At 36.7% G+C, this 26,211-nt stretch carries 20 protein-coding genes; 11 read left to right on the top strand and 9 right to left on the bottom strand.

The annotated features are described in order from the left end of the window. From bcsD to QSH13_RS11165, 5 genes are all read left to right on the top strand, one after another. Complete coding sequence (gene bcsD, locus QSH13_RS11185; RefSeq protein ID WP_109398549.1) at positions 1 to 471, top strand: cellulose biosynthesis protein BcsD; 471 nt, start codon at positions 1 to 3, stop codon at positions 469 to 471. A 39-nt stretch (positions 472 to 510) separates the two neighbouring features. Beyond that, positions 511 to 1,422, top strand: a complete 912-nt coding sequence (locus QSH13_RS11180) for a sensor domain-containing diguanylate cyclase (RefSeq protein WP_286039147.1) — start codon at positions 511 to 513, stop codon at positions 1,420 to 1,422. Between the two features lie 163 nt (positions 1,423 to 1,585). Beyond that, the gene (gene galU / locus QSH13_RS11175) at positions 1,586 to 2,545 is read left to right on the top strand and encodes a UTP--glucose-1-phosphate uridylyltransferase GalU (protein ID WP_109398547.1); all 960 of its coding nucleotides are present in this window, start codon (positions 1,586 to 1,588) and stop codon (positions 2,543 to 2,545) included. Positions 2,546 to 2,618: 73 nt separating this feature from the next. Beyond that, positions 2,619 to 3,647, top strand: a complete 1,029-nt coding sequence (locus QSH13_RS11170) for a family 8 glycosyl hydrolase (RefSeq protein ID WP_196544655.1) — start codon at positions 2,619 to 2,621, stop codon at positions 3,645 to 3,647. 212 nt (positions 3,648 to 3,859) lie between these two features. Then, positions 3,860 to 4,288, top strand: a complete 429-nt coding sequence (locus QSH13_RS11165) for a TOBE domain-containing protein (RefSeq protein WP_109398545.1) — start codon at positions 3,860 to 3,862, stop codon at positions 4,286 to 4,288. 114 nt (positions 4,289 to 4,402) lie between these two features. On the opposite strand, the gene QSH13_RS11160 is transcribed toward QSH13_RS11165, so the two are convergent. The 7 genes from QSH13_RS11160 to fdnG form a co-directional block, all read right to left on the bottom strand. Then, positions 4,403 to 6,052 (bottom strand): LTA synthase family protein, encoded by a 1,650-nt coding sequence (locus QSH13_RS11160; RefSeq protein ID WP_109398544.1) that lies wholly within the window; start codon positions 6,050 to 6,052, stop codon positions 4,403 to 4,405. 110 nt (positions 6,053 to 6,162) lie between these two features. Continuing rightward, positions 6,163 to 8,025 (bottom strand): selenocysteine-specific translation elongation factor, encoded by a 1,863-nt coding sequence (selB, locus tag QSH13_RS11155; RefSeq protein WP_196544657.1) that lies wholly within the window; start codon positions 8,023 to 8,025, stop codon positions 6,163 to 6,165. Then, positions 8,022 to 9,413: an L-seryl-tRNA(Sec) selenium transferase gene (gene selA / locus QSH13_RS11150; protein ID WP_109398542.1), complete on the bottom strand. Its 1,392-nt coding sequence runs from the start codon at positions 9,411 to 9,413 to the stop codon at positions 8,022 to 8,024. The genes selB and selA overlap by 4 nt, the downstream gene beginning before the upstream one ends. A 15-nt stretch (positions 9,414 to 9,428) precedes the next feature. Then, positions 9,429 to 10,349 (bottom strand): formate dehydrogenase accessory protein FdhE, encoded by a 921-nt coding sequence (gene fdhE, locus QSH13_RS11145; protein WP_286039146.1) that lies wholly within the window; start codon positions 10,347 to 10,349, stop codon positions 9,429 to 9,431. Between the two features lie 205 nt (positions 10,350 to 10,554). Further along, the gene (gene fdoI, locus QSH13_RS11140) at positions 10,555 to 11,211 is read right to left on the bottom strand and encodes a formate dehydrogenase cytochrome b556 subunit (RefSeq protein WP_109398540.1); all 657 of its coding nucleotides are present in this window, start codon (positions 11,209 to 11,211) and stop codon (positions 10,555 to 10,557) included. After that, positions 11,208 to 12,146: a formate dehydrogenase subunit beta gene (gene fdxH, locus QSH13_RS11135; RefSeq protein WP_109398539.1), complete on the bottom strand. Its 939-nt coding sequence runs from the start codon at positions 12,144 to 12,146 to the stop codon at positions 11,208 to 11,210. The genes fdoI and fdxH overlap by 4 nt, the downstream gene beginning before the upstream one ends. 11 nt (positions 12,147 to 12,157) lie before the next feature. Next, the gene (gene fdnG / locus QSH13_RS11130; RefSeq protein WP_109406960.1) at positions 12,158 to 15,205 is read right to left on the bottom strand and encodes a formate dehydrogenase-N subunit alpha; all 3,048 of its coding nucleotides are present in this window, start codon (positions 15,203 to 15,205) and stop codon (positions 12,158 to 12,160) included. Positions 15,206 to 15,384: 179 nt separating this feature from the next. On the opposite strand from fdnG, the gene fdhD reads away from it, so the two are divergent. Next, positions 15,385 to 16,215: a formate dehydrogenase accessory sulfurtransferase FdhD gene (gene fdhD / locus QSH13_RS11125; RefSeq protein WP_109398537.1), complete on the top strand. Its 831-nt coding sequence runs from the start codon at positions 15,385 to 15,387 to the stop codon at positions 16,213 to 16,215. Between the two features lie 303 nt (positions 16,216 to 16,518). On the opposite strand, the gene QSH13_RS11120 is transcribed toward fdhD, so the two are convergent. Further along, positions 16,519 to 17,382: an ATP-grasp fold amidoligase family protein gene (locus QSH13_RS11120; protein ID WP_109406961.1), complete on the bottom strand. Its 864-nt coding sequence runs from the start codon at positions 17,380 to 17,382 to the stop codon at positions 16,519 to 16,521. Positions 17,383 to 17,625: 243 nt separating this feature from the next. Beyond that, on the bottom strand, positions 17,626 to 18,162 hold the full coding sequence (gene umoA, locus QSH13_RS11115) for a UmoA family flagellar biogenesis regulator (protein WP_109398535.1): 537 nt from the start codon (positions 18,160 to 18,162) through the stop codon (positions 17,626 to 17,628). A 423-nt stretch (positions 18,163 to 18,585) separates the two neighbouring features. On the opposite strand from umoA, the gene QSH13_RS11110 reads away from it, so the two are divergent. The 5 genes from QSH13_RS11110 to QSH13_RS11090 all read left to right on the top strand — a co-directional run bounded on the left by QSH13_RS11110 (position 18,586) and on the right by QSH13_RS11090 (position 26,168). Continuing rightward, positions 18,586 to 19,473: a LysR family transcriptional regulator gene (locus tag QSH13_RS11110; protein ID WP_196544659.1), complete on the top strand. Its 888-nt coding sequence runs from the start codon at positions 18,586 to 18,588 to the stop codon at positions 19,471 to 19,473. Positions 19,474 to 19,895: 422 nt separating this feature from the next. Further along, positions 19,896 to 20,696, top strand: coding sequence for a Slam-dependent surface lipoprotein (locus tag QSH13_RS11105; RefSeq protein WP_109398533.1), 801 nt, complete (start codon positions 19,896 to 19,898; stop codon positions 20,694 to 20,696). Between the two features lie 230 nt (positions 20,697 to 20,926). Continuing rightward, the gene (locus tag QSH13_RS11100) at positions 20,927 to 22,246 is read left to right on the top strand and encodes a surface lipoprotein assembly modifier (RefSeq protein ID WP_286039145.1); all 1,320 of its coding nucleotides are present in this window, start codon (positions 20,927 to 20,929) and stop codon (positions 22,244 to 22,246) included. 41 nt (positions 22,247 to 22,287) lie between these two features. Then, positions 22,288 to 25,341 carry a TonB-dependent receptor domain-containing protein gene (locus QSH13_RS11095; RefSeq protein WP_109406964.1) on the top strand — a complete coding sequence of 1,018 codons (3,054 nt, stop codon included), beginning with the start codon at positions 22,288 to 22,290 and terminating at the stop codon, positions 25,339 to 25,341. 26 nt (positions 25,342 to 25,367) lie between these two features. Further along, positions 25,368 to 26,168, top strand: a complete 801-nt coding sequence (locus QSH13_RS11090; protein ID WP_185901498.1) for a cell envelope integrity TolA family protein — start codon at positions 25,368 to 25,370, stop codon at positions 26,166 to 26,168. Positions 26,169 to 26,211: the final 43 nt, after the last annotated feature.

Here is a 26,211-nt window from a genome sequence, read left to right as displayed (position 1 = left end):
ATGAATAAGCATGATAGCGATATTTTACAATTACCTTTTGAAAGTGGCTGGCAAGATCTAACTCAATTATTATTTTTTCAAATTTTAAATGACAATGATATTTCTACTGCTGGAAATAAATTAAGGAATATAGGTAAAGATATTGCCTTACGTTATCCTTTACCTGAAAGTGAAAATATTCAATTACTTGAATCACATATTAATCGTGTATTAACACTATTTAAATGGGGTTTTGTCACTATATCTCCAGCAATGAGTGAGCTTTTATTGGTTCATTGTGCATGGCCTCATTTTACGCAAAGCCAAGATGATGCTCAGTGGCGTGTTGCAAGTGCGGGGGTTTTAGAAGGGTTATATGAAGGCTGGTTAACGAATCAAGGTGGTAATGCCAAAATGCAAGTGCACCGCCAACCTACTGACGCAAAAGATGTCTTTATTTTTCGCTATGCACATAACTCATCAGTCGAATAATAATATATATGCTTTATTGATGAGTATAGGAGGTCAATAATGAATGATATGATATTTAATGATGATAATTCTAAATGCTTATTAATAAAGCAATTTACTAATAATGTTTTTATGATGTTAGTAACAGATATTAATGGCATCATTATTTATGCAAATGATAAATATTGTGAGTTCAATAATGTTCACTTTAAAAATATAAAAGGTAAAAAATACAGCTTATTTAATTTAATTGATGAGAATCAAATTAATTGTTGTGAAAATAGCAATAATGATAATAAAGGAGTCTATCGATTAGAGGCTAAAAGAAACAATAATACTCAACAAGATATATGGGAAGATATTAGTATTATTCCTGTTTTTGATAAAGATGATTTCATATCTCACTATGTATTTATTAGCTTAGATATTACTGATAAGGTAGAGCTAAGAAATGAACTGTTTAATAAAAGTTATGTTGATTCATTAACTGGAATATCTAATCGATTAAGTATTATTGAAAGAATTGAGAATGAACGATTAAATATTTCACAACCTTTATCATTTTGTCTTGGTATTATAGATTGCGATAAATTCAAATCTATTAATGATCAATTCGGGCATCATGCAGGCGATAAAGTATTGTGTGAAATATCAAAACGGTTGTCACAATTAGAAAATAAAGAAGTCTATTGTGGACGTCTCGGTGGTGATGAGTTTGCTGTGCTTTTTCCTAAAGGATTACGTTCTTGTTCTGTTATTTTATTAGAAATAATAGAATTACTTTGGAAATCCATGGAAAAACCCATCAATATTAATTCGGAATTTATGTTAACGCCTTCAATTAGTTTAGGTATTGCTGAATATCCTAAAGACGGAAAAACATTATCTGAATTATTAAAATCTGCAGATAAAACACTTTATTCTATAAAAGAAATGGGTGGTAATAAATATGGATTTTATTCTGGATTTTAAATAATTATTTAATAAAGATATATAAATAAGGTTGTCTCTTTTTAACGAAGAGGGAGGTGACTATTTTTAAAATATATCTGTCATTCCCTGATGAAATATAAGAGTAAATTTAAAATAATACTAAATATTATTTTTAGTTAAATGTCTATTAGAGGATTTTATTATGATGAAAGCAGTTATCCCTGTTGCTGGATTAGGTACTCGTATGTTACCTGCAACGAAATCAATTCCTAAAGAAATGCTACCTATTGTTGATCGTCCTTTAATTCAATATATTGTAGAAGAGTGTGCTCAGGCTGGTGTTGAGGAAATTATTTTAGTTACTCACTCTTCTAAAAATTCAATTGCGGATCATTTTGATACCAGCTTTGAATTAGAAAATATGTTGGAACAGCGTATTAAAAATAAATTATTAGAAGAAGTGCGTTCAATCTGTCCTGATAATGTCAAAATTATTCAAATTCGCCAAGGTCATGCTTTAGGTTTAGGCCATGCAATTTGCTGCGCGCACCCAGTGATAGGGAATAACCCATTTATTGTTTTACTGCCTGATGTTTTATTAAATGCACATTATTGCAATCCTCAGCATGATAATTTATCAGCAATGATAAAACGTTTTGAAAAAACAGAGCGTAGTCAAATCATGGTTGAACCTGTACCAATCAGCCAAGTACAACAATATGGTGTTGTAGATTGTGAAGGTGTTTTCTGTCCTCAAGGTAATTGGGCTCCTATTCGTCGTATCGTGGAAAAACCCAATCCTGAAGATGCGCCTTCTAACCTTTCTGTTGTTGGCCGTTATGTTTTTTCTGAAGCTATCTGGGAATTATTAGATGGTCTACCTGCTGGTGTCGGTGGTGAAATTCAATTAACGGATGCGATTGATTTATTATTGAAAAAAGAAGTCGCTGAAGCATATACCTTAGTGGGTAAATCACATGACTGTGGTAATAAGTTAGGGTATATGAAAGCTTTTGTTGAATATGGCCTACATAATTCTGCATTAAAAGATGATTTTTCTTCTTGGATGCGGGACTTCTGTGAAAAGACATTGTTAGCTAAAACAGAAGTCATAGAAGAAGATGAAACAAATGAAGCACAAGAGATAGCAGCTATCTTTTGAGTTTATATTGAAATGATATGCAATATGCCGACCGAAATAAGATAGCGGTCGGCAATAGCAGGAGAGAAATGCAATGTCTTTTAGGCACTTATCTCGTTATAATTATCTACTTTCTAGCTTTTTTATTTTAGGTTTGTTGCTTATGGTTTCTTCCCCAATACAGGCAGCAGATACTCAAGTAGGATGGCAACAGTTTAAAGAGCGCTATATTAAGGATGATGGGCGAGTTATAGATAGCGCTAATAAAAATATTTCACATTCTGAAGGTCAAGGCTATGGCCTGTTAATGGCTGTAATGAGCGATGATCATGAAACTTTTAATCAGTTATGGCGCTGGACAGCAACCTCTCTTTATCGTGGCGATTTAGGTTTATTTAAATGGCGCTATGAGCCCGAAAATAGTGAACACACTCCTGATCCTAATAATGCCACAGATGGTGATATCTTAATTGCGTGGGCATTATTAAAAGCCGGTGAGAAATGGAATGATGAAAGTTATCTTTCTGCTTCTGATTCTATTCAACACGCTATTTTGGAACATACTTTAGTTAAGACAAAAAATTATACTGTACTTTTGCCTGGTATTAATGGCTTTAAAACAGCAGAAGAAATTATTATAAACCCATCCTATTTTATTTTCCCTGCATGGAAAGATTTTTATCGTACGAGTAAAGACGTTCGTTGGAAAGCGTTAATTAATGATAGCCAGTCTTTACTTAGAAATATGCGATTTGGTGAATATCAATTACCAACAGACTGGGTAAGTTTATTTCCCGATGGAAAAATAGAGCCCAGTGAAAAATGGCCTGCACGATTTAGTTTTGATGCAATACGTATTCCGCTTTATTTAGCTTGGGCACATGATGAATTAGCGTTACAACCTTTTGTGCAATATTGGCAGCAATTTGATCGTGATAAAACCCCGGCTTGGGTTAGTATTGATGCTCAAGAGCGCGCTGAATACAACCTTACTCCTGGTATGATGGCAGTAAGAGATTTAACGCTGAAAACACCTATTGAAGATGTCGATTTAAGTAAAGATACAGATTATTACTCTTCAGCTTTACATTTATTAGCGGCATTTGCTCAGAACGGGCAATAAGTCTATTTAGCCAATTTGAATAATAGATAGCTTAAACTCCTTTTAATACAGATAGGAATTAAGTTATCTATTTTTTTATATTTTTATTAAATAATAAATAAACTTTAATCTATGATCTAAGAGTAATTTATTTAATAATATTTATGCTAAGGTTATCCAAATAACTTGATAGTGTTATTAATATAATTTCTTATCAATAATAAGGTGGGTAAATGAAAGTTTCAGCACGTAATCAGTTAGTTGGTAAAGTTGTTGATATTATTGAAGGTGCCGTAAATAACGAAGTCATTTTATCTTTAGCACATGGTGAAAAACTTGCCACAATTATTACTAAAGAGAGTTGTGACACTCTAAAGATCAAGAAAGAGGGTGAAGCAATCGCCATTATTAAAGCACCATGGGTTGTATTAGCACTACCTGATTGCGGTTTAAATTTTTCTGCACGTAATCAATTTACAGGTAAAGTGACTCAAATTGCACAAGGTGCGGTGAACGCGACTGTTCATTTAGAAACGGCGAAAGGTTTAGCACTTACGGCTGTTATTACAAATGAAAGCCTACAAGAAATGAAATTGGCAAAAGGCAGTGATGTTTTAGCTCTAGTGAAAGCATCAAGTGTGATTGTTGCAACGCGCAAATAATTGTACGTTTATCTCTTGAAATAAATAAAGAGGCTGAATTTTTAGCCTCTTTATTTGATATTACTTATCTTTGGGGATTTATCATCCCGATCATCGTTTATTCAAGTAATAAATTTAATTATTTGTGCTACCTGCGACTTTCAGTTTTTCATAGATATAATTTTTATAACTGTTAACTAATTTTTCATCCTCACAGTCATTTAATTTACCTTTACATAAGTGGCGCATTTGAATATTTGCTTTGTAGAAAGGAGATAAAGGCAAACGCGCGCGTTCTAAGATCATGCCACCTAAGAAGCTAATATCAGTTAATTCACCTGTTGTTATTGGCGCACCTTGCGATAGGTTATCTCTTAAGGTGAACTGAGTAATATATGCAGGGTTATTAAAAGGCGACTGATAATTTTTTAACTCAATATTGGGTTGATGATCACCAAAATAGAGGAACATCGTCGGTTTTTCTCTTTGTGCAACAAAATGGGCGAAATCTTTAATTGCCGGATCACTAGTAATGATTTTTTCCATATAGTGGCTAAATTTGCCTGGTGCATTACTGCTTTCTGTATGACCCGTAATTTGGTACATATCTCTATGTGATTCATCATAAGGACCATGTTCATACATGGTTAATGAGAATATAAACAAGGGTTTATCAGTACGTTTTTTCAGTATCTCTTCAACATAACCCAGCATATCGACCGTCGATATTTTCCAGAGATTTTCCTCTAATGTGCCCGGATAACCCAGCTCTTGAGGTTGAATGATTTCATCAATCCCCATTTTTTCATAAGCGTAACCGGCATGGTAAGCACTACGATTAAATGGCGTAAGTAAAACGGTGTAATAACCTTCGGCTTTTAGTTGGCGGAATAAACTCTCATTAAGATTATCGACAACAAAATAGAATACTGAGTTTTTACGTGCACCAAAATCATCCGTATTTAACCCTGTTAATACAGAAAATTCAGAAAGCCAAGTACCACCACCAAAGGTTTGCACTCGTAAAGGGCTTTGCGCACTGACACCTTCATCTTTTTGAAACATAAATAAATCAGGCAGTGTAACATCGGTATCAAATTGATAAATATGAGGGTTAACCGTCGATTCTTGTAATAAAACGACAATGTCAGGTTTTATGTCTGTCTGTGTTTCTGGCAATACGGTTTTGTTCGCTCGTTCTAGAAAGTAATCCGCATTTTCATTGAAATAAGGAGGGTGATAAGCCGTTTGGTAGCCAGACATGATTAAATTAGTCACAGTACCTCGTCCTCCTGGAAGTGTCCCCTCCCATTCAGCTTGCCATTTTTCTACGGTGAAATGGATTGTGGTAAATCCAATGACCATTAAGAGTAAGCCACTTATACGCAAACTTAGGCGTGATTTTTTGGAAAAATGCCAAGCAATAGACATATTGATAAGAAGCCATATTAGCATCGCAATTAATGCAACACCGGCTTCCCAATAATGACCTAATGTTCCTAAATTAGAGCTATCAAAAGCCAAATCAAAGTCAGAGAACATTAATGTTTCTTTGTAATAGTGGACTTTGAGTTGATTAATAAACTTAGTTATAAGGAAGAGCGTGCCGGTGGTAATAGCTGAAAATAAGACACGAGATGATAAAATAAAGCAAAGAGAAAAAAGAATAAAATAAGCACCGACTGAAAGAAGTGCAGTATAAATAAACGTTGCTTTCTCAAAAACAATAAAAAATGAGGCAATAAGAATAAGTGCAAGATAAGCACTTCCTAATATTTTTTTCATATCTCTTCCGAGTATAGCGATAAAGAATAAAGGGGATATTTTACAAATATTGTAGGTGATAACCTTAAATAGGCTAAATAAAGTTATTTAGCCTAAGTTAACATCTGTTTTTAGAATAACCCTTTATCTCGTAAAATATGAAGATCTTTTTTACGACGAGTAAAACCCGTACGGTCAAAATACTCTAAGATTTGTACTGCTAACTTACGCCCAACAGATAACTCATCACGGAAATCCGCAGCAGTGACACTGCCATTGCTCTCATTATATTTCACAATGATAGATGCAAATTTTTCCATTGATTGGTGTGTATAGTAGCGGTCAGCAATAATTGGAATAATTAAACCTAATTGTGCCGCTTTACGTAATAATGAGCGGATCACTTTCTCATCATTTTTCATTTCATTGGCGAGATCACGTACCCACCAAGGCTCGGATTGCTCAAAATAGACTTTAGCATTTTGCCATAGCGCATCTTGTTCTGGAGAAAAAGCAAGACCATGAGTTGGAAGGTGAAGCCAACCACGACTTTGGCTAATAGCACCTTCTTTACGTAATTGATCAATTAGGTGATAAACCAATTCATCATGATAAGTAGGTAGTGCCATCCGTTTTAAACGAGAGCGCCCAATTCCCATTTGATCATTATGTTGTTGGTGATATTCCTCAAGAGTGTTGAGTAATTTCTGTTTTGCGTGATCAGCATTCTCTTTAGAAAGAATGACACCAGCAACGTTGATTAGATCAAATGTTTCTAATAATTGAGTCAGTGCATTTTCGGTTAATTGCTGAGCCCAAGAAAACTGACTTAGGGAGATCTCACCTTTTGGTAAACATAACGCTAACTTGGCACTGACGCTGTCTGCATTATCAAGTTGGTGTAACCAAGCTAAGAATTCAGCTTGTCGTTTCCCTCTACGTGGCGAGTGCAAATATAAGACTTTTGCTGCGGCTAAGGTACGTTGAGCACTGATATCACGCAAAATAAGTCTATCGTTATCCACCAGCCAAAGGGGATCATCAAGAATAAGCTCTGCTAACTGTGGCGTTTCATGAGCATCATTTAAAAGAGCAACACGGCCCGTAATATGGCGTGTACCATGATGAATATGTACAGGTTGCCAATGCTTTAAAGGTTCATCGGCAATTAAACTGACTAATACTTTATGGGATTGATAGTTAGGCGCTTGAGAAAGTAACCAGTCACCACGAGAGACGTTTTCTCTACTGACATCACCCGTGATATTTATTGCAATACGATGACCCGCACCGGCACTCTCTACGGGCTGATTTTGTGCATGTAAGGCTCTTATTCTTACTGGCTTATCTGCGCCAGTTAGCCAAAAAGTATCGCCAACAGAAATTTGTCCCGCAAGTGCAGTTCCTGTGACAACTAATCCTGCTCCTTTAATACTAAATACACGATCTATTGCTAAACGAAAACGCTTATGCCATTGAGGGTGTTGTTGTGCTTTCTGATGAAGATCAACAAGATAGTCTCGAAGCGCTGAAATCCCCTCTCCTGAGGGTGCTGAGGTGACAAAAAAGTCAGGTTTTTGCCAACCTAAATTGGCTAACATATCTGTTGTTTGTGAACGAACTTCTTCAATTCGTTCTGCTGTAACACGATCTGCTTTGGTGAGGATAACGGTAACTTTAGGACAGCCAGCAAGACGTAAAATAGAAATATGTTCAATGGTTTGAGCCATAACACCATCGTCACAAGCCACAATTAATAGCGCATGAGAGATCCCTCCGATGCCAGAGAGCATATTTGACAGAAATTTCTCATGACCAGGCACATCGACAAAACCGATTGAAGTACCATCGTCTTGACGCCAATAGGCATAACCTAAATCAATGGTCATGCCTCGTTTTTTCTCTTCAGGTAAATGGGTTGTATCTACCCCAGTAATGGCTTGTATGAGTGTGGTTTTTCCGTGGTCTACGTGACCTGCTGTTGCAAAAATCATAGTAAAAGTGCCTGTATTAATGCATTTTCATCCTCAAGACAGCGCAGATCAAGCCACAGGCGACCATCAGTAATTCGACCGATAATCGGTTTTTCTAAATTACGCCAATGCGCAGCTAACGCATCTAACTGGCTACCTTTGCCATCTTTGGCTTCAAAAGTCAGTGCTGTACTGGGTAAACTTTCAATAGGTAACGAACCGCTGCCTATTTGAGAAGCACATGAGGATATTGTGATATGGTAGCTATTCCCATAATATGCCTGAAAATGAGGCAATAACCGTTGCGCCATATCATTAATTTCTGTTTGTGTCCGAGTTAACAAACGTAATGTTGGGATTTCAACAGCCATTTTCTCAGGTTGCTGATAAAGGCGTAATGTGGCGCCTAAAGCCGCTAATGTCATTTTATCAACACGTAATGCGCGCTTTAGAGGATGGCGTTGAATAGCCTCAATCCACTCTTTTTTTCCTAAGATTATCCCCGCTTGCGGGCCACCTAATAATTTATCACCCGAGAAGGTAACAAGGTCGATGCCTTGTTGCAGATAATCTTGAGGCATTGGCTCTGAAGGTAAACCCAATGCGGCTAAATTAGTCATTGAGCCACTGCCTAAATCGATAGCAGTTGGTAAGTTCATCTCTTTACCAAGTGCAGCCAGTTCATCGCCATGTACTTCTGCTGTAAAGCCTTGAATACAATAGTTGCTAGTATGAACTTTCATTAGCAAACCTGTATTCTCATTAATGGCGTTACGATAATCTTTAAGGTGAGTACGGTTTGTTGTTCCTACTTCTTTTAGTGTGCAACCTGCTTGCGTCATCACATCAGGAATACGAAACGCGCCACCAATCTCAACTAATTCGCCACGAGAAACAACAACCTCTTTATTAGGGGCAACGGTTGCAAGCATCAATAAAACAGCTGCAGCATTGTTATTAACGATACAGGCATCTTCTGCCCCCGTTAATTCACATAGCAAATCAGCGATAGCACGATCACGATGTCCTCTTGAAGCACCATCAAGAGAATACTCTAAGGTTGCTGCTGAGCGCATAACTTGGCTAACCGCTTCAATAGCGGACTCGGCCATTAATGCACGCCCTAGATTCGTGTGTAAAACGGTACCTGTTAAGTTGAAAACGGGTTTAATCGAAGATTTTCGTTGTAATGTAATCCGATTTTTTAACTCATTTGCCCAATGGTTATGCCATTGTGGTAACTCGTTTTCTTGCTGAATAATGATACGCGCTTCTTCTTGTAACTTTCGTAAATGCTCTGCAATAAATGTCTGACCATAAGAAGCCACTAAGTCTTGAATATCTGCTTGATGCAGTAGCTTATCAATAGAGGGTAGTTGACTATAAAGTGAGCGCATATCATTTGTCATGCTAATACCTAATTATTATTCATTTGGGAAAAGGAATGGATTAATACTACTACGAGCAAAGCCTTCTTCTTCCATTTTTGCATCAAGAACAATAGACGCTAAATCGTCAGCGACAGCATCCACATTGGCATCTTTTTCTTGATATAAAATTTTCAGATAGCTTCCACAATCACCACAGCTTTCTGCTTTCACTGGAGCATTTTCGCTGTCTAAAGACCAGTAATTTAATTTACCTGTTAATTCACAGTTGGTGCATTTAATGCGTACAACATGCCACTGTGTTTCACATAAATTACAGTGTAAATAACGCAAACCTTGTGTTGTACCGATTTGTACCATGCTTGCCACAGGCATACTGTTACAAACTGGGCAGAATTGACGATTTTCACCGTATTCTGTTTTAGCCTTACCTGGAATATTTGCCGCTAATTGTGCCCAGTAAAGAGACAATGCTGCCCAAATAAACACAGATTTATCTGCTGAAACTTTTGAATATTCATCATTGAGTAATGCCGTTGCCATCTCTTCTAATTCATTTTCAGAAGCTTTAGCGAGATTTTCTAAAGTGATAGTGGCACTTTCAGGTACAACAGGGCGTAATTCAGCAATAATCGAGGTTAATAAAGCATGCCAATGTTTACTGCGTTTGAAGGTTTTTCTATCTAAAGGTGCTACACCAATTTGCTGTGTAATAAGTGGAGCAAGATCAATGGTAAGTGGATTGTCATGAAGTGCTTTTTCTTGAGCCTTGACAATTTCTGCCGCAAATTCAAGGTAGTCTGCGAAAGGATTATCTTTTGCTAGTGTTTGAAAACGTTCAGCACGACGTTGATAAAGGTTTTTCAGATTAGGGAATAATACGGGTGGAATAAAGCTAATCCCTTTTTCTGATTGCTCTTTACCTAATTGCTCTTTAGGAACGATGCGAATACTCATAACGTTCTATCTTCCTATTATCATAAATTTTATAGTGAATACCCACAGGGTTTGGCTTCAGAATAAATCAAAAGCAAACATGAAGCCATGACAGTGGGTAATAATAGTGTGTTATTGTTCTTTTACGTCTTAACTGTGGGCGTAAATTGAATAAAAAACGGAGGCTAATCAAGCCTCCGTTTGTTCAGAAATACACTTTAAGGCATTATTTCTGTGACTTCTTTTCGGCTTCTTTTTTCTCTTCTTCGAGAATTTCACGATACCAACGAGGATGGTGCTTTTTAGCCCAACCACGAGTTACCCAGCCTTCAATCATGCTACGAATTGAACCTTTTACCCAGAATGCCGCATAAGCGTGAACAAATACGGTGATTATCAGTAATATTGCTGATAATGAGTGAACTAATAAGGCAATTCTAATAACTGGGATCGAGAAATATTCAGCGAAATAGGGACGCCAAATGATAATGCCACTGACAGTGAGTAAGATAAGGCTGATACTTAACATCCAGTAAATGCCTTTCTGACCTAAATTGTAGTGACCGATATCGCCAGCTTCTTCATTTTGTAGCACTTTATGAATATTTTTAGCCCAGACTAAATCATCTTTATCAATAAAGTTGTACTTCAAGTATCTGAAGAACATAAAGATAAAGAGAATTGCCATAGCACTACCCACAAACGGGTGTAACAGACGTGACAATTCTGGTGTACCTAAAATATTCATGAACCAGTTCAGAGATGGGAAGAAGAAACCCAATCCGCTGATTGCTGTGAACAGAAAGACAATCACAACGACCCAGTGGTTTATACGCTCTGATGCGGTATGGCGAAGAATTTTATCACCTTTCTTCTTCATCATTTCTGCTCCTCCTTATTCACAGAGGTCTGTGTTTTAGAAGATGCTTCCATCTCTTTGAGTGCTTCTTCTTCATCTTCTTCAGTTGTACGGTTTGGACCGACACCTAAATAGTGGAAAATAGCGCCCGCGAAGGTTGCGGCAAAACCAACAGCAGCCAATGGTTTCCAGATACCTTTCCAGAATTTAACGGTAGAGCTAATTTCTGGATTTTCTGGTAAACCGTGGTACAGATTTGGTTTATCAGCATGATGGAGAACATACATTACGTGTGTACCACCCACACCTTGTGGATCGTAAAGACCCGCTTTGTCATAGCCACGAGTTTGCAGTTCTGCAACACGCTCACCAGCAAGATTGATCATTGCTTCTTTCGAACCAAAATGAATTGCACCTGTTGGGCAAGTTTTCACACATGCAGGCTCTTGACCGACTTCTACACGATCAACACATAACGTACATTTGTAAGCACGGTTATCTTCTTCATTAATGCGAGGTACATTAAAAGGACAACCAGCAATACAATAACCACAACCAATACAGTGTTCTGATTGGAAATCAACAATACCGTTAGCGTATTGAATGATTGCTCCTTCTGCTGGACAGGCTTTTAAGCAGCCCGGATCAGCACAGTGCATACAACCATCTTTACGAATTAACCATTCCAGTTTGCCGTTCTCTTCAACTTCAGAGAAACGCATCACTGTCCATGATTTTGCTGTTAGGTCAGTTGGGTTATCGTAAACACCGACGTTTGTGCCAATTTTATCGCGAATATCGTTCCATTCAGAACAAGCTACCTGACACGCTTTACAGCCGATACAGGTTGTTACGTCGATAAGTTTTGCCACTTCTTCCTTGTAATCCCGCACCTGAGGCGCGGGAGTGAGGGAATTGGTGGCAGAGCGACGAATAATGTCTTGGGATTGCAGTGACATAATTTATCTCCTTACACCTTTTCCACATTAACAAGGAACGCTTTAAACTCAGGCGTTTGTGTATTCGCATCACCAACGAATGGCGTTAACGTATTTGCAATAAAGCCTTTCACTGCAACACCTTCAAAGCCCCAGTGAATAGGAATACCAATGGTATCCACTTTGCGCCCATCAACATCAAGGGTTTTAATACGTTTAGTGACCACCGCTTTCGCTTTGATATAACCACGTTTTGAGCTGACTTTAACGGTATCGCCTTGAACAATGCCTTTTTCTGCGGCTAAGCGCTCACCAATTTCAATAAATTGTTGTGGCTGAATAATCGCATTTAAGCGTGCGTGTTTAGTCCAGAAGTGGAAATGTTCTGTCAGACGATAAGTTGTACCGACATATGGGAACTCTTCTGCTTTACCCATATCTTTCCAGTCATCTTTAAAGATACGCGCCGCTGGATTTGAAACTACATTTGGATGCAGTGGGTTAGTACCCAATGGTGTTTCAATTGGCTCGTAGTGCTCAGGGAATGGACCTTCTGCCATCTTATCGATAGCAAACAGACGACCCATACCTTCTGGTTGCATAATAAATGGACCGACATCAGAACCCGGTGCAGCGTTGCTATAGTCAGGTACATCAATACCCGTCCATTTGCTACCATCCCATTCGATTAATTTACGTTTAGGATCCCATGGTTGACCTTGTGGGTCTGCTGATGCGCGGTTATAAATAATGCGACGGTTAAGAGGCCATGCCCATGCCCAACCCAATGTATTACCTAATCCTGATGGATCGGAGTTATCACGGTTAGCCATTTGGTTGCCTTTCTCTGTCCAGCTACCTGCGAAGATCCAACAGCCACTGGCCGTTGTACCATCATCACGTAATTGAGCAAACGAGCTAAGCAGTTGACCTTTTTTCAGAATGATATTGCCATCAGCGTCTTTTAAGTCGACTAATGCTCTACCGTTACTTTCTTGTGCAACTTCTGCGGATGTTGGATTATCAGGATCAAAATAATCCCAAGTCATATTCAACACCTGTTCTGGCATCGCACCGCCTTCTTCTTTGTAGAGTTGGCGTAAACGATGGAAAATACCAGATAAAATCTCAGCATCAGGAATAGCAACACCTGGGGCATCGCCCCCTTTCCAGTGCCACTGTAACCAACGACCAGAGTTAACGATAGAACCATCTTCTTCTGCGAAACAAGTTGTTGGTAGACGGAAGACTTCTGTTTGGATCTCGGCTGTTTTAACGTCGTTCTCTTCACCGTGGTTCTGCCAGAAACACGCAGTTTCAGTGTTTAGCGGATCCATTGTGATAAGGAATTTCAGTTTTGATAATGAACGAATAACTTTGTTCTTATTCGGGAATGATGCAACTGGGTTAAAGCCTTGGCAGATATAGCCGTTGACTTCACCTTTATCCATCATGTCGAAGTATTGTAGAACGTCGTAAGGTTTGTCCCACTTAGGTAACAGTGAGAAGCCCCAATCATTATCACGTTGAGCATTATCTCCATAGAATGTCTTCATCATACTAACGAAGAATTTAGGATAATTGCCCCAGTAGTTAACTTGTCCCGGTACTGTCGCTTTTGGCGTATTCGCAGCTAAGTAGGTTTCTAATGTAGTCTGTTTTTCAGAAGGCAGAGTCAAATAACCTGGTAAGCTTTGAGATAATAGACCGAGGTCAGTCAAGCCTTGAATATTAGAGTGACCACGTAGTGCGTTAACACCGCCACCAGCCATACCCATATTACCTAACAGTAATTGGATCATTGCCATGGTACGAATGTTTTGAGCACCAACAGTATGTTGGGTCCAGCCTAATGCATACAGGAAAGAGGCTGTTTTATCTTTCGCTGCGGTTTCAGCAATATATTCACAGACTTTTAAGAAATCATCTTTTGGTGTACCACAAATCTGAGTAACCACATCAGGTGTGTAACGACTAACGTGTTGTTTTAACAGATTCCAGACACAACGAGGATGTTGTAATGTGGTGTCGCGTTTTGCGAAACCATTTTCATCCATCTCGTAGTTCCAAGTGGTTTTATCGTATTTACGTTTTTCTGCATCATATCCGCTGAATAAACCATCATCAAAATGATAGTCTTCACGGACAATTAAGCTCGCATTGGTATAAGCCTCAACGTATTCTTTTTGATATTTCTTATTTTCGAGCAGATATAAGATAACGCCCGATAAGAACGTAATATCAGTACCAGAACGGATAGGCGTATAGAAATCCGCAACAGCCGCAGTACGGGTGAAGCGAGGGTCAATAACAATGAGCTTGGCGTTATTATGAATTTTAGCTTCCATCGCCCAGCGGAATCCCACAGGGTGTGCTTCTGCCGCATTACCGCCCATAACGACGATAAGGTTGGCATTTTTCATATCAACCCAGTGGTTGGTCATCGCACCGCGACCAAATGTTGGAGCAAGACTTGCTACCGTTGGTCCGTGTCAGACACGTGCTTGGTTATCGACAGCCAGCATCCCAAGAGCTCTTGAGAATTTTTGAGTTAAAAACCCAGTTTCATTGCTTGCTGCAGAGGCGCAAAGCATACCGGTAGTTAACCAACGGTTGACTTCTACACCTTCTTTATTGAATTTTTGGAAGTTGGCATCGCGGTCTTTTTTGATTAAGCGCGCAATACGATCAAACGTTTCTTCCCATGAGAGTTTTACCCATTTATCCGAGCCGGGTGCACGGTATTCTGGGTGTTTTAAACGACCTTCACTGTGGATAAAATCCACTAGACCAGCACCTTTAGGGCATAATGCACCGCGGTTTACTGGATGGTCTGAGTCACCTTCAATATGAAATATCGTTTCTTTTGCGTTTTTGGCGCCATCGCCCAGACTATACATTAATAGTCCACAACCGACAGAACAGTACGTACAGGTATTGCGGGTTTCGCGGGCTCTCAGTAATTTATACTGACGTGAGCCAGCTAGCGCAACTGCTGGTGCAAAACCGAGCGCTGCCGCTGTAGTACCTGCCATACCGCCAGCACAGATCTTAAAGAACTGCCTTCTGCTGACCTGCATGGGGTCTCTCCTCATCATACATTGCTTTTACTGACTCTAATTTTCTTCACGAAAATGGAGCTGATTGTTTTTTTATCCCTATTATCCCTAATAGGATCAGGTTCATTGCCTGATAGGTAGTGTAAAATCGTTTTTACCCGTATTGTTATTATGTATTAATAAATTTAGGAATTCATCTTATGGATGAAACAAAATCGACAAAATTGTTAACTAAACGTGTAATCGTTGGCGTAGATCAAACAATTGTGCAACACAAAGGATCTCTTAACAGACAAGAAGACGATTATATTGCACTCGAAGTTCCTGTTGCATTAGTGTACAACGGAATATCTCACGTCGTTATGATGGCAAGCCCTAAAAATTTAGAGTTGTTTGCTGTCGGATTTTCTTTATCCGAAGGCATTATAGAATCTTCTAATGAAATTCGCAGTATCGAAATTGTGGAAAGTTGTAACGGAGGTATTGAAGTTCAAATCGAATTATCAAGTCGACGTTTTATGGGATTAAAAGAGCGACGACGCAATATGACAGGTCGTACTGGCTGTGGTATTTGTGGAACTGAGCAACTAGAAGAGATTTTTCGACCTATTACTCCGTTACCTTTTACACAAACTTTTTCACTTTCAAATCTTGATAAAGCTTTAGAGCAGATGACCACTGTTCAAGAAATCGGTGAACTGACGGGATGTACACATGCTGCTGTTTGGTTGTCGCCAGAAGGTGAAATGCAAGGCGGATGTGAAGACGTTGGTCGTCATGTTGCGCTTGATAAGCTTTTAGGCATGAAAGCACAAGAAAAGTGGAATGAAGGCGCGGTATTAGTCTCTAGTCGAGCCAGTTATGAAATGGTACAAAAAGCCGCAATGTGTGGCGCAGAAATTTTATTTGCTGTTTCTGCTGCAACCTCTTTAGCTGTTGAAGTTGCTAATAAATACAATGTCACGCTGGTGGGTTTTTGTCGTCGCGGAAGAGCAACGGTGTTTACTCATCCACAGCGACTGACTAATTAAGCGCGTGCAACATCCAAAGGTTGGGTTCAAGATAAGTACCATATTGGCGTTGAATATCAATACTAACCGGTGCAAGCCCCATAGGAATGGCATAATCACCACTCATTGGAAATCGTAACGAAGTCCATTGTTCTCACGTTTCTTTTGAAGCTTTTGTTTTCATCGACTGTGGGGCTATTTTGATAATCATTGCACCGAAACGCCAGTGTGTACGTATTCAAGGGTCAAATGGCTTATTATCGTTATTCTGCCATTGGCAATATTCTTCATAGTTAATTTACTTATTAAAACGTAGTAACCAATTTATGACCATAAAGCACCTAATTTGTAATCCCACTCTTTAGGCTTGATGGGGATACGCCCTGCATTTGGGGTAAAGGTCATTTCACTAAAGATGAGCTTATTTTCAGACATTAAAAAATCAACTCGACAATAATTAAAGTTATTTGCCAGTTTAGCGGCTAATTGCAACATAATTTCAAATTGTATTGGTTTTTCAATAAGTTCTGGTGTGTTGGGATCTTCTAATGTGATAGGTTGTAACTGCCAATTTGCATCATACACATTTATATATTCATTCCCTTTGGTATCAGAAATATCAATTTCCGCATAATGGGGCTGACCATTAAAGCAGTGAAGACGACAAGTCGTTGGTATCATTGGATTTTGTGTATCAAATAAATCAATATATTCTTCACAGATAATTTTAGCTTTGATGTTTTTATAGTGCCATTCACGAGTGACGGGATAGAGATTACGTTTTAAATGAAATTGAAGCTTTTTCTTTGCTTTTTCAAAATCAAACGTAGCTTTATTAAGACAAATAATTGTACTGCCACTATCGTGATTACATTTGAGTACAAAACGTGAAGGAAGTTGAGTGATATCGATTTCATCAGGATGAGAATAGGTGTTAATGATAGGAACCAGATAGCGAGAACCAATCTTTTTTGCCACATAATCTCTGACTGTAATTTTATCTGCTAAGCGCGTATAAATTGGATTTCTATCGAATAACATACGCGCATTGATTTTTTCATTAAGTGATGCCGGTGTTTTAAAATTTGGCTGATAACCTAAGTTACGAATAAACTTATTTTTTAAATATATACGGTCAGGCAATGCAATAGTTCGGAACTGTTTGAAATAATATTCTATGATTTTCATAAGTGAATGATTATGTTAGATAGATAGGTGAAATAAAAACTCCCTTTTCTTAAAATTAAACTTTTCTATAAAGAAATAATTAAAGAGAGTACTATCATTGGTTGATCTTATTATGATGTTTTTTATTTATATAAAATTAGAAATCATTAACGTAAGTTAATATTCAAAGTATATATTTTAATAAAAGAAAAAAAGGTGACATTAAGAGAGGGTTAACAAAAAGGAATATTGATTAAGAGTATATTAATTTGATGACCATTTAGTTATATGAATTGGTTTATCCCAATTATTAAAGCGTAACCCTTTTCCTGTTCTATTTCCGTGAGCATCTAATATCTCATAGTACTCTTCAACGATTTGGCTACGACCACGTTGCCATTCGTTAGTTGTTGCAAAAGGATCAATTAAATAGATATCACCGACAACAGTATATAACTCACCTAAATAGCGAACTTTTTTCGTACTACTATTTGAATAGTGAGAAAACATGATTTGGTAGGTTTTATAGTGTTCTGGCTGACCATAAGGGCCATACTTCATTGCAATATAACGAATACCTTGAAGGTCAGAATGGTTTGCACCGCCCGGAACAGGCATATCTGGCGTGATATTAAAAAGAGTATATCGAGAAGTTGTAGCTGGTTGCCTTAATGCTTGTCGATAACTTTGTGTATCTAAACCTGAGGCCGTCCATGTTCTATCCACTAAGCCATCTCCTGCCATACAGGAAACAGATAATCCTAATAATGAAAGAATTATAAATAGGGACTTAGCAGACATAAATACTCCTTTATTGCCATTATGATGCCAGAAAATAAGGTACTTGTTCCGCGAAACAGAGGCATAGAAGCCTGTTATTTCTTGCGGTTATCTTATTTCATTCCAAAAGGTTATCGAAAAAAGCAAGTAAGTGATTACCCTTTAAACAATAAATACGTTCTCCTATTTGAAAAAGAGAGAAGGTTTTATAGGTAAAAACGTATGAACACATCTAAAACATTACGCGTTGCTACAGTACAGTTTCGATATAAAGCAAACGACAACACTTTTATTTTGTGAGTATTTTGGGTGCTCGTTAAAGAATAATCTCAATTTAATCTATTTAATTTGCTTATCAATGTATCGGTATTGGTTATTAATTTTATTTAATTATTCTGTGTTAGAATAATTAAAGGAGAAATAAGATAGGATTAATAATTAAGCATGGATACCCGTTTATTGAATGCTTTTGTTGTTTTAGCTGAAACAGAACATTTTGGTGAAGCTTCCTCAAAGCTTTGTATTAGCCAACCGGCACTCACTAAACAGATAAAAACACTGGAATCTCAGTTAGGTATCACGCTTTTTCAGCGTGGACGTTATGGTGCAAAATTAACGCCTGAAGGACAGTATTTACTGAATCAATCTCAATCAGTTTTAAGAGAAGTTCGCGCTCTAGAAAAACAAGCTCGTCAATTAAGTGAACCCCAAAAAGCAGAGCTTTATGCAGGATTTGGTTTGTCTTCATTAAATTTTATTACACCATTATTGGCAAAGTTTAATCAGGTTCATCCTGATATCACCGTTCATATTGATGATATACCTTCTAACATAATGGAAAGTAAATTACTTTTAGGAGAACTTGATCTCGCATTTTCACGCTTACCCGTTACAGAGCCACTTAAGGGGATTTCATTAGCACAAGAGCGATTGATGTTAGCGATTCCAACACAAAACATTATGGTGTTAGAGATTGAAGATGATCCATTACACTATTTTAATACGCTTGAGCTTATTCAGCTTGTTCCAGAAAAAGAAAAAAAACTACATCAACAAATAAATGCTTTTCTAAAATATCATCAAATCGAGCCTCGTGTATTACAACAATCGCAAGATATTCAAACGCAGTTAGCGTTAGTTGCTGCTGGATTAGGAATGGCATTGGTGCCTAAAAATGCAGAGCTTATTTGTGATAAACAAAAAGTGACTTTATTGCCACTGTCTGATCTGTATACACAATGGGAAATAGGTGTTATTTGGAATAATAATATTAAAAATAAAGATCGTGATCTTCTTATAAATATAATTTCTGATGAAATAAATAAAATATAATGAATGAAAATAATCTTTAATTTCAGAAATGATTATATTTTTAATGCGTGGGTTATAATAAATATAAAACATCTAATAAATATCAATTAGTTTTAAAACGAATAAAGATAAATAATTGCGAGTTTGTTCACAAAAATAAACATAAAATATTTATTTGTTTCTTATGTGTTTAAATAAAAAACCAAGTTAAATCATTCAATTAGTTTAATTCTCATAATATAAATAAGGTTAATTAAAATCTCAGTAATTAAAATGTGTTATTTACAATGAAAGAGATTTATTTAATATTACCTACGCCCGAAACAGCAAGCTTTATATTCGTAAGTGAAGCTGTAAAGATAAAATATTAATATCTCTGTAAGTGGCTACTTATTATTTTTAATAAGTAGCCACACCCTCAAACTAATAATATGGAAATTATTATGAAGAAACTGAATAAACTAACATGTGCACTGTTTATATTAATGGGGACTCATACTGTACAAGCTGAAATTCATTCTAATCAAAGCGGGTCGTTAACGACGATGGAAGTGGGGGCAAGTGACCCTATGCAACGTGGTGATCATCAAATGCCTGGTGGTGCACCAGGTGTGGGTATTAGTACAGTAGGAGGTGGAAAAAAAATTGGTTTTGCTTCGTTAACCTCACCAAGAATGAGTGGTGGAGCGGACAGTCATGGTGTTTATACTATCCAACCTAATGCTAATTCTCCTGCAAGTCACAGTAATATGGGCGTTTTTCACTTTGCCAAAATCACAGATGCCAATGTCTATTTTGGTGACTGGGCAAAAACAACATCAGCAACAGATGTAACACATCAAACCTATTATGTGGGTAAAGATGTCACTACCACATTGCCGACAGATAGCGCGACTTATACGGTAACGGGTATTAGCCAATACAGCGGCAGTAACCTACTTTCAGGTACGTTTGATGTTGATTTTTCTCAAAAGAAAATTGAAGGTTCATTGGCGAATAGCCAACGCACAGTTGAGTTAGAAGGTGGAAATCTTTATACCGCCAATAACCAAGTGACGTTTTCGGCAGATGCAAAAGAGGGCACAACATCAGGGATTGTTGAAGGTGCCTTTTTTGGCGAAAGTGCTGAAGCGTTAGCGGGTATTGTGGTATTTAGTTCGGATCACACAAAAGATATTGGTTTTGGTGGTGCGAAAGAGAGTAGTGAAAGTGAAGAAATAACAGCAAGCACGGATGCTTCTTAATTTTTTCAAAAATAATATTATAAATTTGTTTGGTCATACAATCGGTTAATTCTTTAAAAAGTGGTATTAGTGGTCATTAAGCTAAATGTTAGCAACAGATAATCAGGTATAGGGTTATCTGTTTTTTTTTATCAAAAATAAACCGATCTTAAGGAATAGGTCGATTTTTATTATAAGGATATACCATGCGTTATTATCAAAAACGAATGGAATTAGCTCTTATTATCAGCGTGTTATTTATTCCATTAAAAGTTAACGCCAAAGAAAATAATGCTATTTTATTCTCCTATTCTTCATCTCAACACCAAGTTGCACAAATAGGGCAACAACTTTATCGTGCTTTACAGCAACAGCAGTGGAAAAAGGCTGAAGAACTACTACTGGAGTATCAACAATTACCTTTACATGAAACATTATTAATTGATTACGCTAAAGCGCTTTTAGCCCAAACAAAAGGTGATTTTTTAAATGCTGAATTTTATTATCAGCAGCAACTTAAAAAAAAAGCCGATTTTATCCCAGCGCAAACAGGGTTAATTCAACTTTATTTTCATCTGCGAGAGTATAAAAAAGCACAACTACAACTCAATCAGTTGAGCAATATAGTTGATTTACCTAAAGATATTATCCAATCTATAGAATTTTATAAGGTTAAGCTAGCCTCTTATTTTCAAGGTCAACGTTTCTATCAACTAAGCTTTTTTTATGATGATAATATTAACCATGCACCTGATTTAGCAGAACAAGTTGTTTCTCAATCCATTCAAAGAAAAGTGACGCTAAGAGGTGCTAAACCCATTGTATCAACAGGACTTGCTCATTATTTTTCTTTTTATCAGCCTGTTGCTATTTATTCTCACCATACTTTTTCTTCTTATACTTATGCACGATATGTCGATTATCACTCTCACCGTAGCGCTAATTTTTTTGCGTTATATACACAATTAGGTTATCGCTATCAAAAACCTCTATATCAATGGTCAATAACACCTTATTACGAAATAAAAAAAACACCAACTCAATATGAATATCAAGCATGGGGAAATGAAATACAATTTTCTTATTTTATTAATAAAAAGCAAACTATTAATTTAAGTTTGGATTATAAAATAAAGAAATATCAAGAAGCGTTAAATAGTTTAAATAGTCAGCGAGTTAGTTATAGTGCTAATCATAACTACTATTTTAATAATAGAATACACTTAGTTAATCAATTAAATTATCAATTAGAACACAAAAAAAACACTTTATTAAATTATCATCGACATGGTATAAAAACTGGCGTTCATTATCCACTGTCAGTAAATTGGCATATATCTCTTTTTTTACAGTATCAATTTAAACACTTTAATAACTATAATCCTTTTTTAAAAAAGAGAAGAAGAGACAATGGTTTTGTTTTTACAACCAATATTAAAAATAAATCACCTTTTATTTTAGGGTTTTACCCCACAATAGAGTTCCGTTATACCCGAAGATTAAGCAATGTGGATTGGTTATATCAATATCAGCAACATGAAGTGTTATTTAAATTAGAAAAACAATTTTAATTGAATAAGTAACTTCCATTATTAATTTAATAGGTAAAACAATGCATATTATGCTTTTTAGAAAGCGGAAAATTGTTTCAATCTTCATTTCTCTATCGTTATTTTCTCCTTGCTTTTATCTGCAAGCTAAAGAAGATAAAACCGATCTTGGTCATATTCAGATCTCCGATAATAAAGAAAAAGATACACAAGGTTACTCACAAGTTTATGAGAAAGATGTCTCTAATGTTTATTTAGGCAAAGAGCTATTAGAACGTTATCAAGGTGTTTCTCCGGCAGATTTATTAAAAAGTGCCATTGGGGTTTATAGTGGTGAAGCTCGTAATGGTGGCGCACTTGATCCTAATATTCGCGGTATTCAAGGGCAAGGGCGAATTCCTGTTACTGTTGATGGGACAGAGCAAGCAATTACTGTTTATCGTGGGTATAGTGGTGCCTCTAATCGTAACTATATTGATTCTAATTTGATTAGTAGTATCTATATTGAAAAAGGCCCTTCATTAACCCCAGATATGAAAACAGGTATTGGTGGCGGTATTGCGATTAAAACCCTAGATATCCGCGATATTGTGCCTATTGGTGACTCTTTTGGTATTAATTTTAAAGGGGATATGAGTAATAACGCTACACGGTATAAAGAAGTTTATTTAAATATGATTGAAGATTATCGCTATTATCCGAAATTCTATCAGCAAAGTGCTTACATTATTGATCCTGCCTTAGAAATCACACCTCAAAAAAGTAAAGTACAAAACTTTCAAGATTATTCATTTCGTCTTGGGGTAGGTTTTGAAGAGGAAAACTTTAACTTATTATTTGCTTATGCACTACGAGAAAAAGGAAATTACTTTGCAGGAAAAAGAAATGCCAAAAATTATAGTGAAACAGATAAGGATTTACTTGAATCAGTTCATGTAAAAGATGGGGGAAGAAATTTTGAGCCTTATTTACCTTTTATTGCTCATATTTATCGCCCAAATAATGAAGTACCGAACACTTCCAATCGCAGTCGCTCTATTTTAGTTAAAGGAACGTTATTTCCTGAATTAACGCACCGTTTTTCCATTAATTACCGATACACAGACTTACTGTTTGGCGATATTATGCCATCACGTTTAAGTTGGGTTCGTTATGATAAAAATTTAGTGAACCAATGGCCTTTAGGAAATATTACACAACAAGCGGGAGTATTAACCTACCAATATAAACCAGAAGATAAACAAACTGATTTATTGTTACGGCTATGGGGTAATGTAACCTCAGGGCATACTAATACTCGAGGTGGTAAACCGAGAGAGCCAAAACAAGTTGATTCGTTTTCTAATAGAAATACTGAGTGGAGACTCAGTTATGATACGGGATTTATTGATACATCTTCTCTTTATCAAGAGAATAATCGTTATGGCATTGATTTATCTTCGATATTTAAATTATCACCACAATTTTCCATTTCATTTTCCAGTCATTATCAATTTGAAAAATTAGATAGCGATGAATTGGAATTACCTGAAGGCTTTGATTTTGTTACCTCCGGGCGAGCAGGGCAACGTCATGAAATTAATTTAGCCATTTCTACTGATTGGAAACCCCTTTCTTGGTTAGCCATTACTGCGGGAGGGAAATACCATTATTATCATTTAACAGATACCTTTTTAAATAATAAGCGACAGAATAACGTAAAAGGTTATGAAAAATCCCCTTCAATAAGAGGTTTTATTCTTCCTTATCGACGAACATTAACTGCGGAGGAATATTTATTATATAGAGCTTACCATCGGGTGGATGTAGAAAGCTTACCTGAAGAGCTTAAAAATTTTCGGCGTCATCCAGAAATACATAAAAAAATACGTGAGTTTTTACTCTCTAAATTTGTTTATCCTGAATATGAAAAATTATCACCTGAAATAAAAGAAAAGATTATTAATCATCATAAAGTTAATAAAATTCAAGTTCATATGATGCAAGATGATTTTCTTCGTGATGAACAAGGAAATTTAAACATAAAATCTTCTCAAAAACGCCCTATGACCACAGAATATACAGTCTTACTTTATGATAAAAATGGCGAATTATCTAAAAGTAAAAATATGTTCTTAAGTAGTTATGTTGATATCAATGAAAAAGTGCCCGATCCAATTATAGGTAAGTTAGTTAATAAATATGAAATGGGTGTAACAAATCCAATCCCTATTTATCTTGATGATGATAAAGATAATTTTGCACCGGAGCCTAGCTATCAGCATGGGGCATTTTCCCCTCTAGTTTCTGCAACGGTGTATGCCAACGAGATATTACGCTTTTATGGGCGCTATACCGAGCAACTGCGTTTACCTAATTTATTTGAAGACACCAGTGGTTTTTCGGGGTCAAAAGCTCGTTATTACGGCTTTAAATTAAAACCAGAACGCGCCAAAAGTACAGAATTTGGGGTTGTGTTTGATTTGACCGATTGGCTTAATGTCGAGCGCCATGCTGATATTAAAATAAATTATTTTCATACCAATATTGAAAATGTGTTTGATAGAGATGGGAATTGGCAAATTAGGCAATTTGAAAAACAAGTATTAAAGGGGATGGAAGTTCAAGCGCGTTTTGATAACGGTTTTATTTTTATGGATACAGCTTTAGTTTATAGCCATAAAAATAAGGTATGCGATAAAAATGCCTTTAGTCACTATGATCCTTTTGGTTTCTTGGGCATTAAAGAGTGCATGACAGGCGGTTATCCCGGTGGTTTTTTACGTACCTCTATTCAGCCTAAATATTCGGTTAATTTACATTTAGGTACTCGTTGGCTAGATAATAAATTAGAAATAGGCAGCCGCTGGCTCTATTCATCAGAAGTAGAAAATAAAGATGAAAAATGGCTAAAAGAAAAATTACCAAGAGAAATGTATGGCCGAAATAATAACCCGATGCGTTGGGCAGAAGTCTTTACTGTTGATGCCTATATTAACTATCAATATAGCCCTAATTTATCTTTTGAAATAACGGGCAGTAATTTATTAAACGAATATTACATTGATCCATTAACGCGATCAGGTATGCCCGCACCGGGAAGAACGTTCCGATTAGGTGTGACTGCACAATTTTAATTAAAAGAGAGTAAGGAGCTTTTGTTATGTTGGCACTTTCTGTCAGACAACCGCTTAATATTTATTACTGGCTAATAGGCATATCGTTAGTTTATATCGCTATATTAAGTTGGGTGTTACGTTCACTTTCTATGACAGAAAGTGCACACCATATTCATCAGCAACAAGAAAATACATTATCCGTTTACCAAGTGGTATTTTCACAACCCCAACAATCGACAGCTGTGCCAGAGCCTTTAGTGGAAACGCTACCTCAAGAAACGCCCATTGTGTTACCCAGTGCCGAAAAAGGGGAGTTTGTTGAAGCATCAAAGAAAATGCCTGAAAAACCCAAAGAAAAACCTATACCTATAAAACCTAAACCAATAACTTCAGTAAAAAAACAGGTAATACAAGAAAAGGTAGAACCGATAAAACAGAGTGATTTAGAAAGCCAAATAGCGCAAACAGTATCTGAAGCATCGGCAGAAAGCTTAACGCAACATACCGCAAGTTCGTTAGCAGGAAGGAGTCATGCATTAAGTGAGAAAGGAATAGGGAAAGGTGAATCTGATCATCACTATATAAGCTCACTGCGTCGAGAAATAGAACGCCATAAACGTTATCCATCACAAGCGCGTCGCATGCAACATGAAGGTCAGGTCGTGGTGAGTTTTTCACTAACATCAGAAGGTGTGGTTTCAAGAGTTGAGATAGAAAATACTTCGGGTATTTCCTCTCTTGATAATGCGGCTATTGCTGCTGTTAAACGTGTAAAACCCATCGGCCCTAAACCTGAAAGTGTATTGAATCCCCTTATTGTTTCATTAGATTTTCAATTAAATTAATGAGCTAATAAAAACGCCTAAGTATGATTAAGGCTTAGGTGTT

This window comes from Proteus faecis, from assembly GCF_030286765.1.
Classification (GTDB): Bacteria; Pseudomonadota; Gammaproteobacteria; order Enterobacterales; family Enterobacteriaceae; genus Proteus; species Proteus faecis.
Note: the sequence above shows the minus strand (reverse complement) of the source record. Positions and strands in the feature narration are given on the sequence as shown.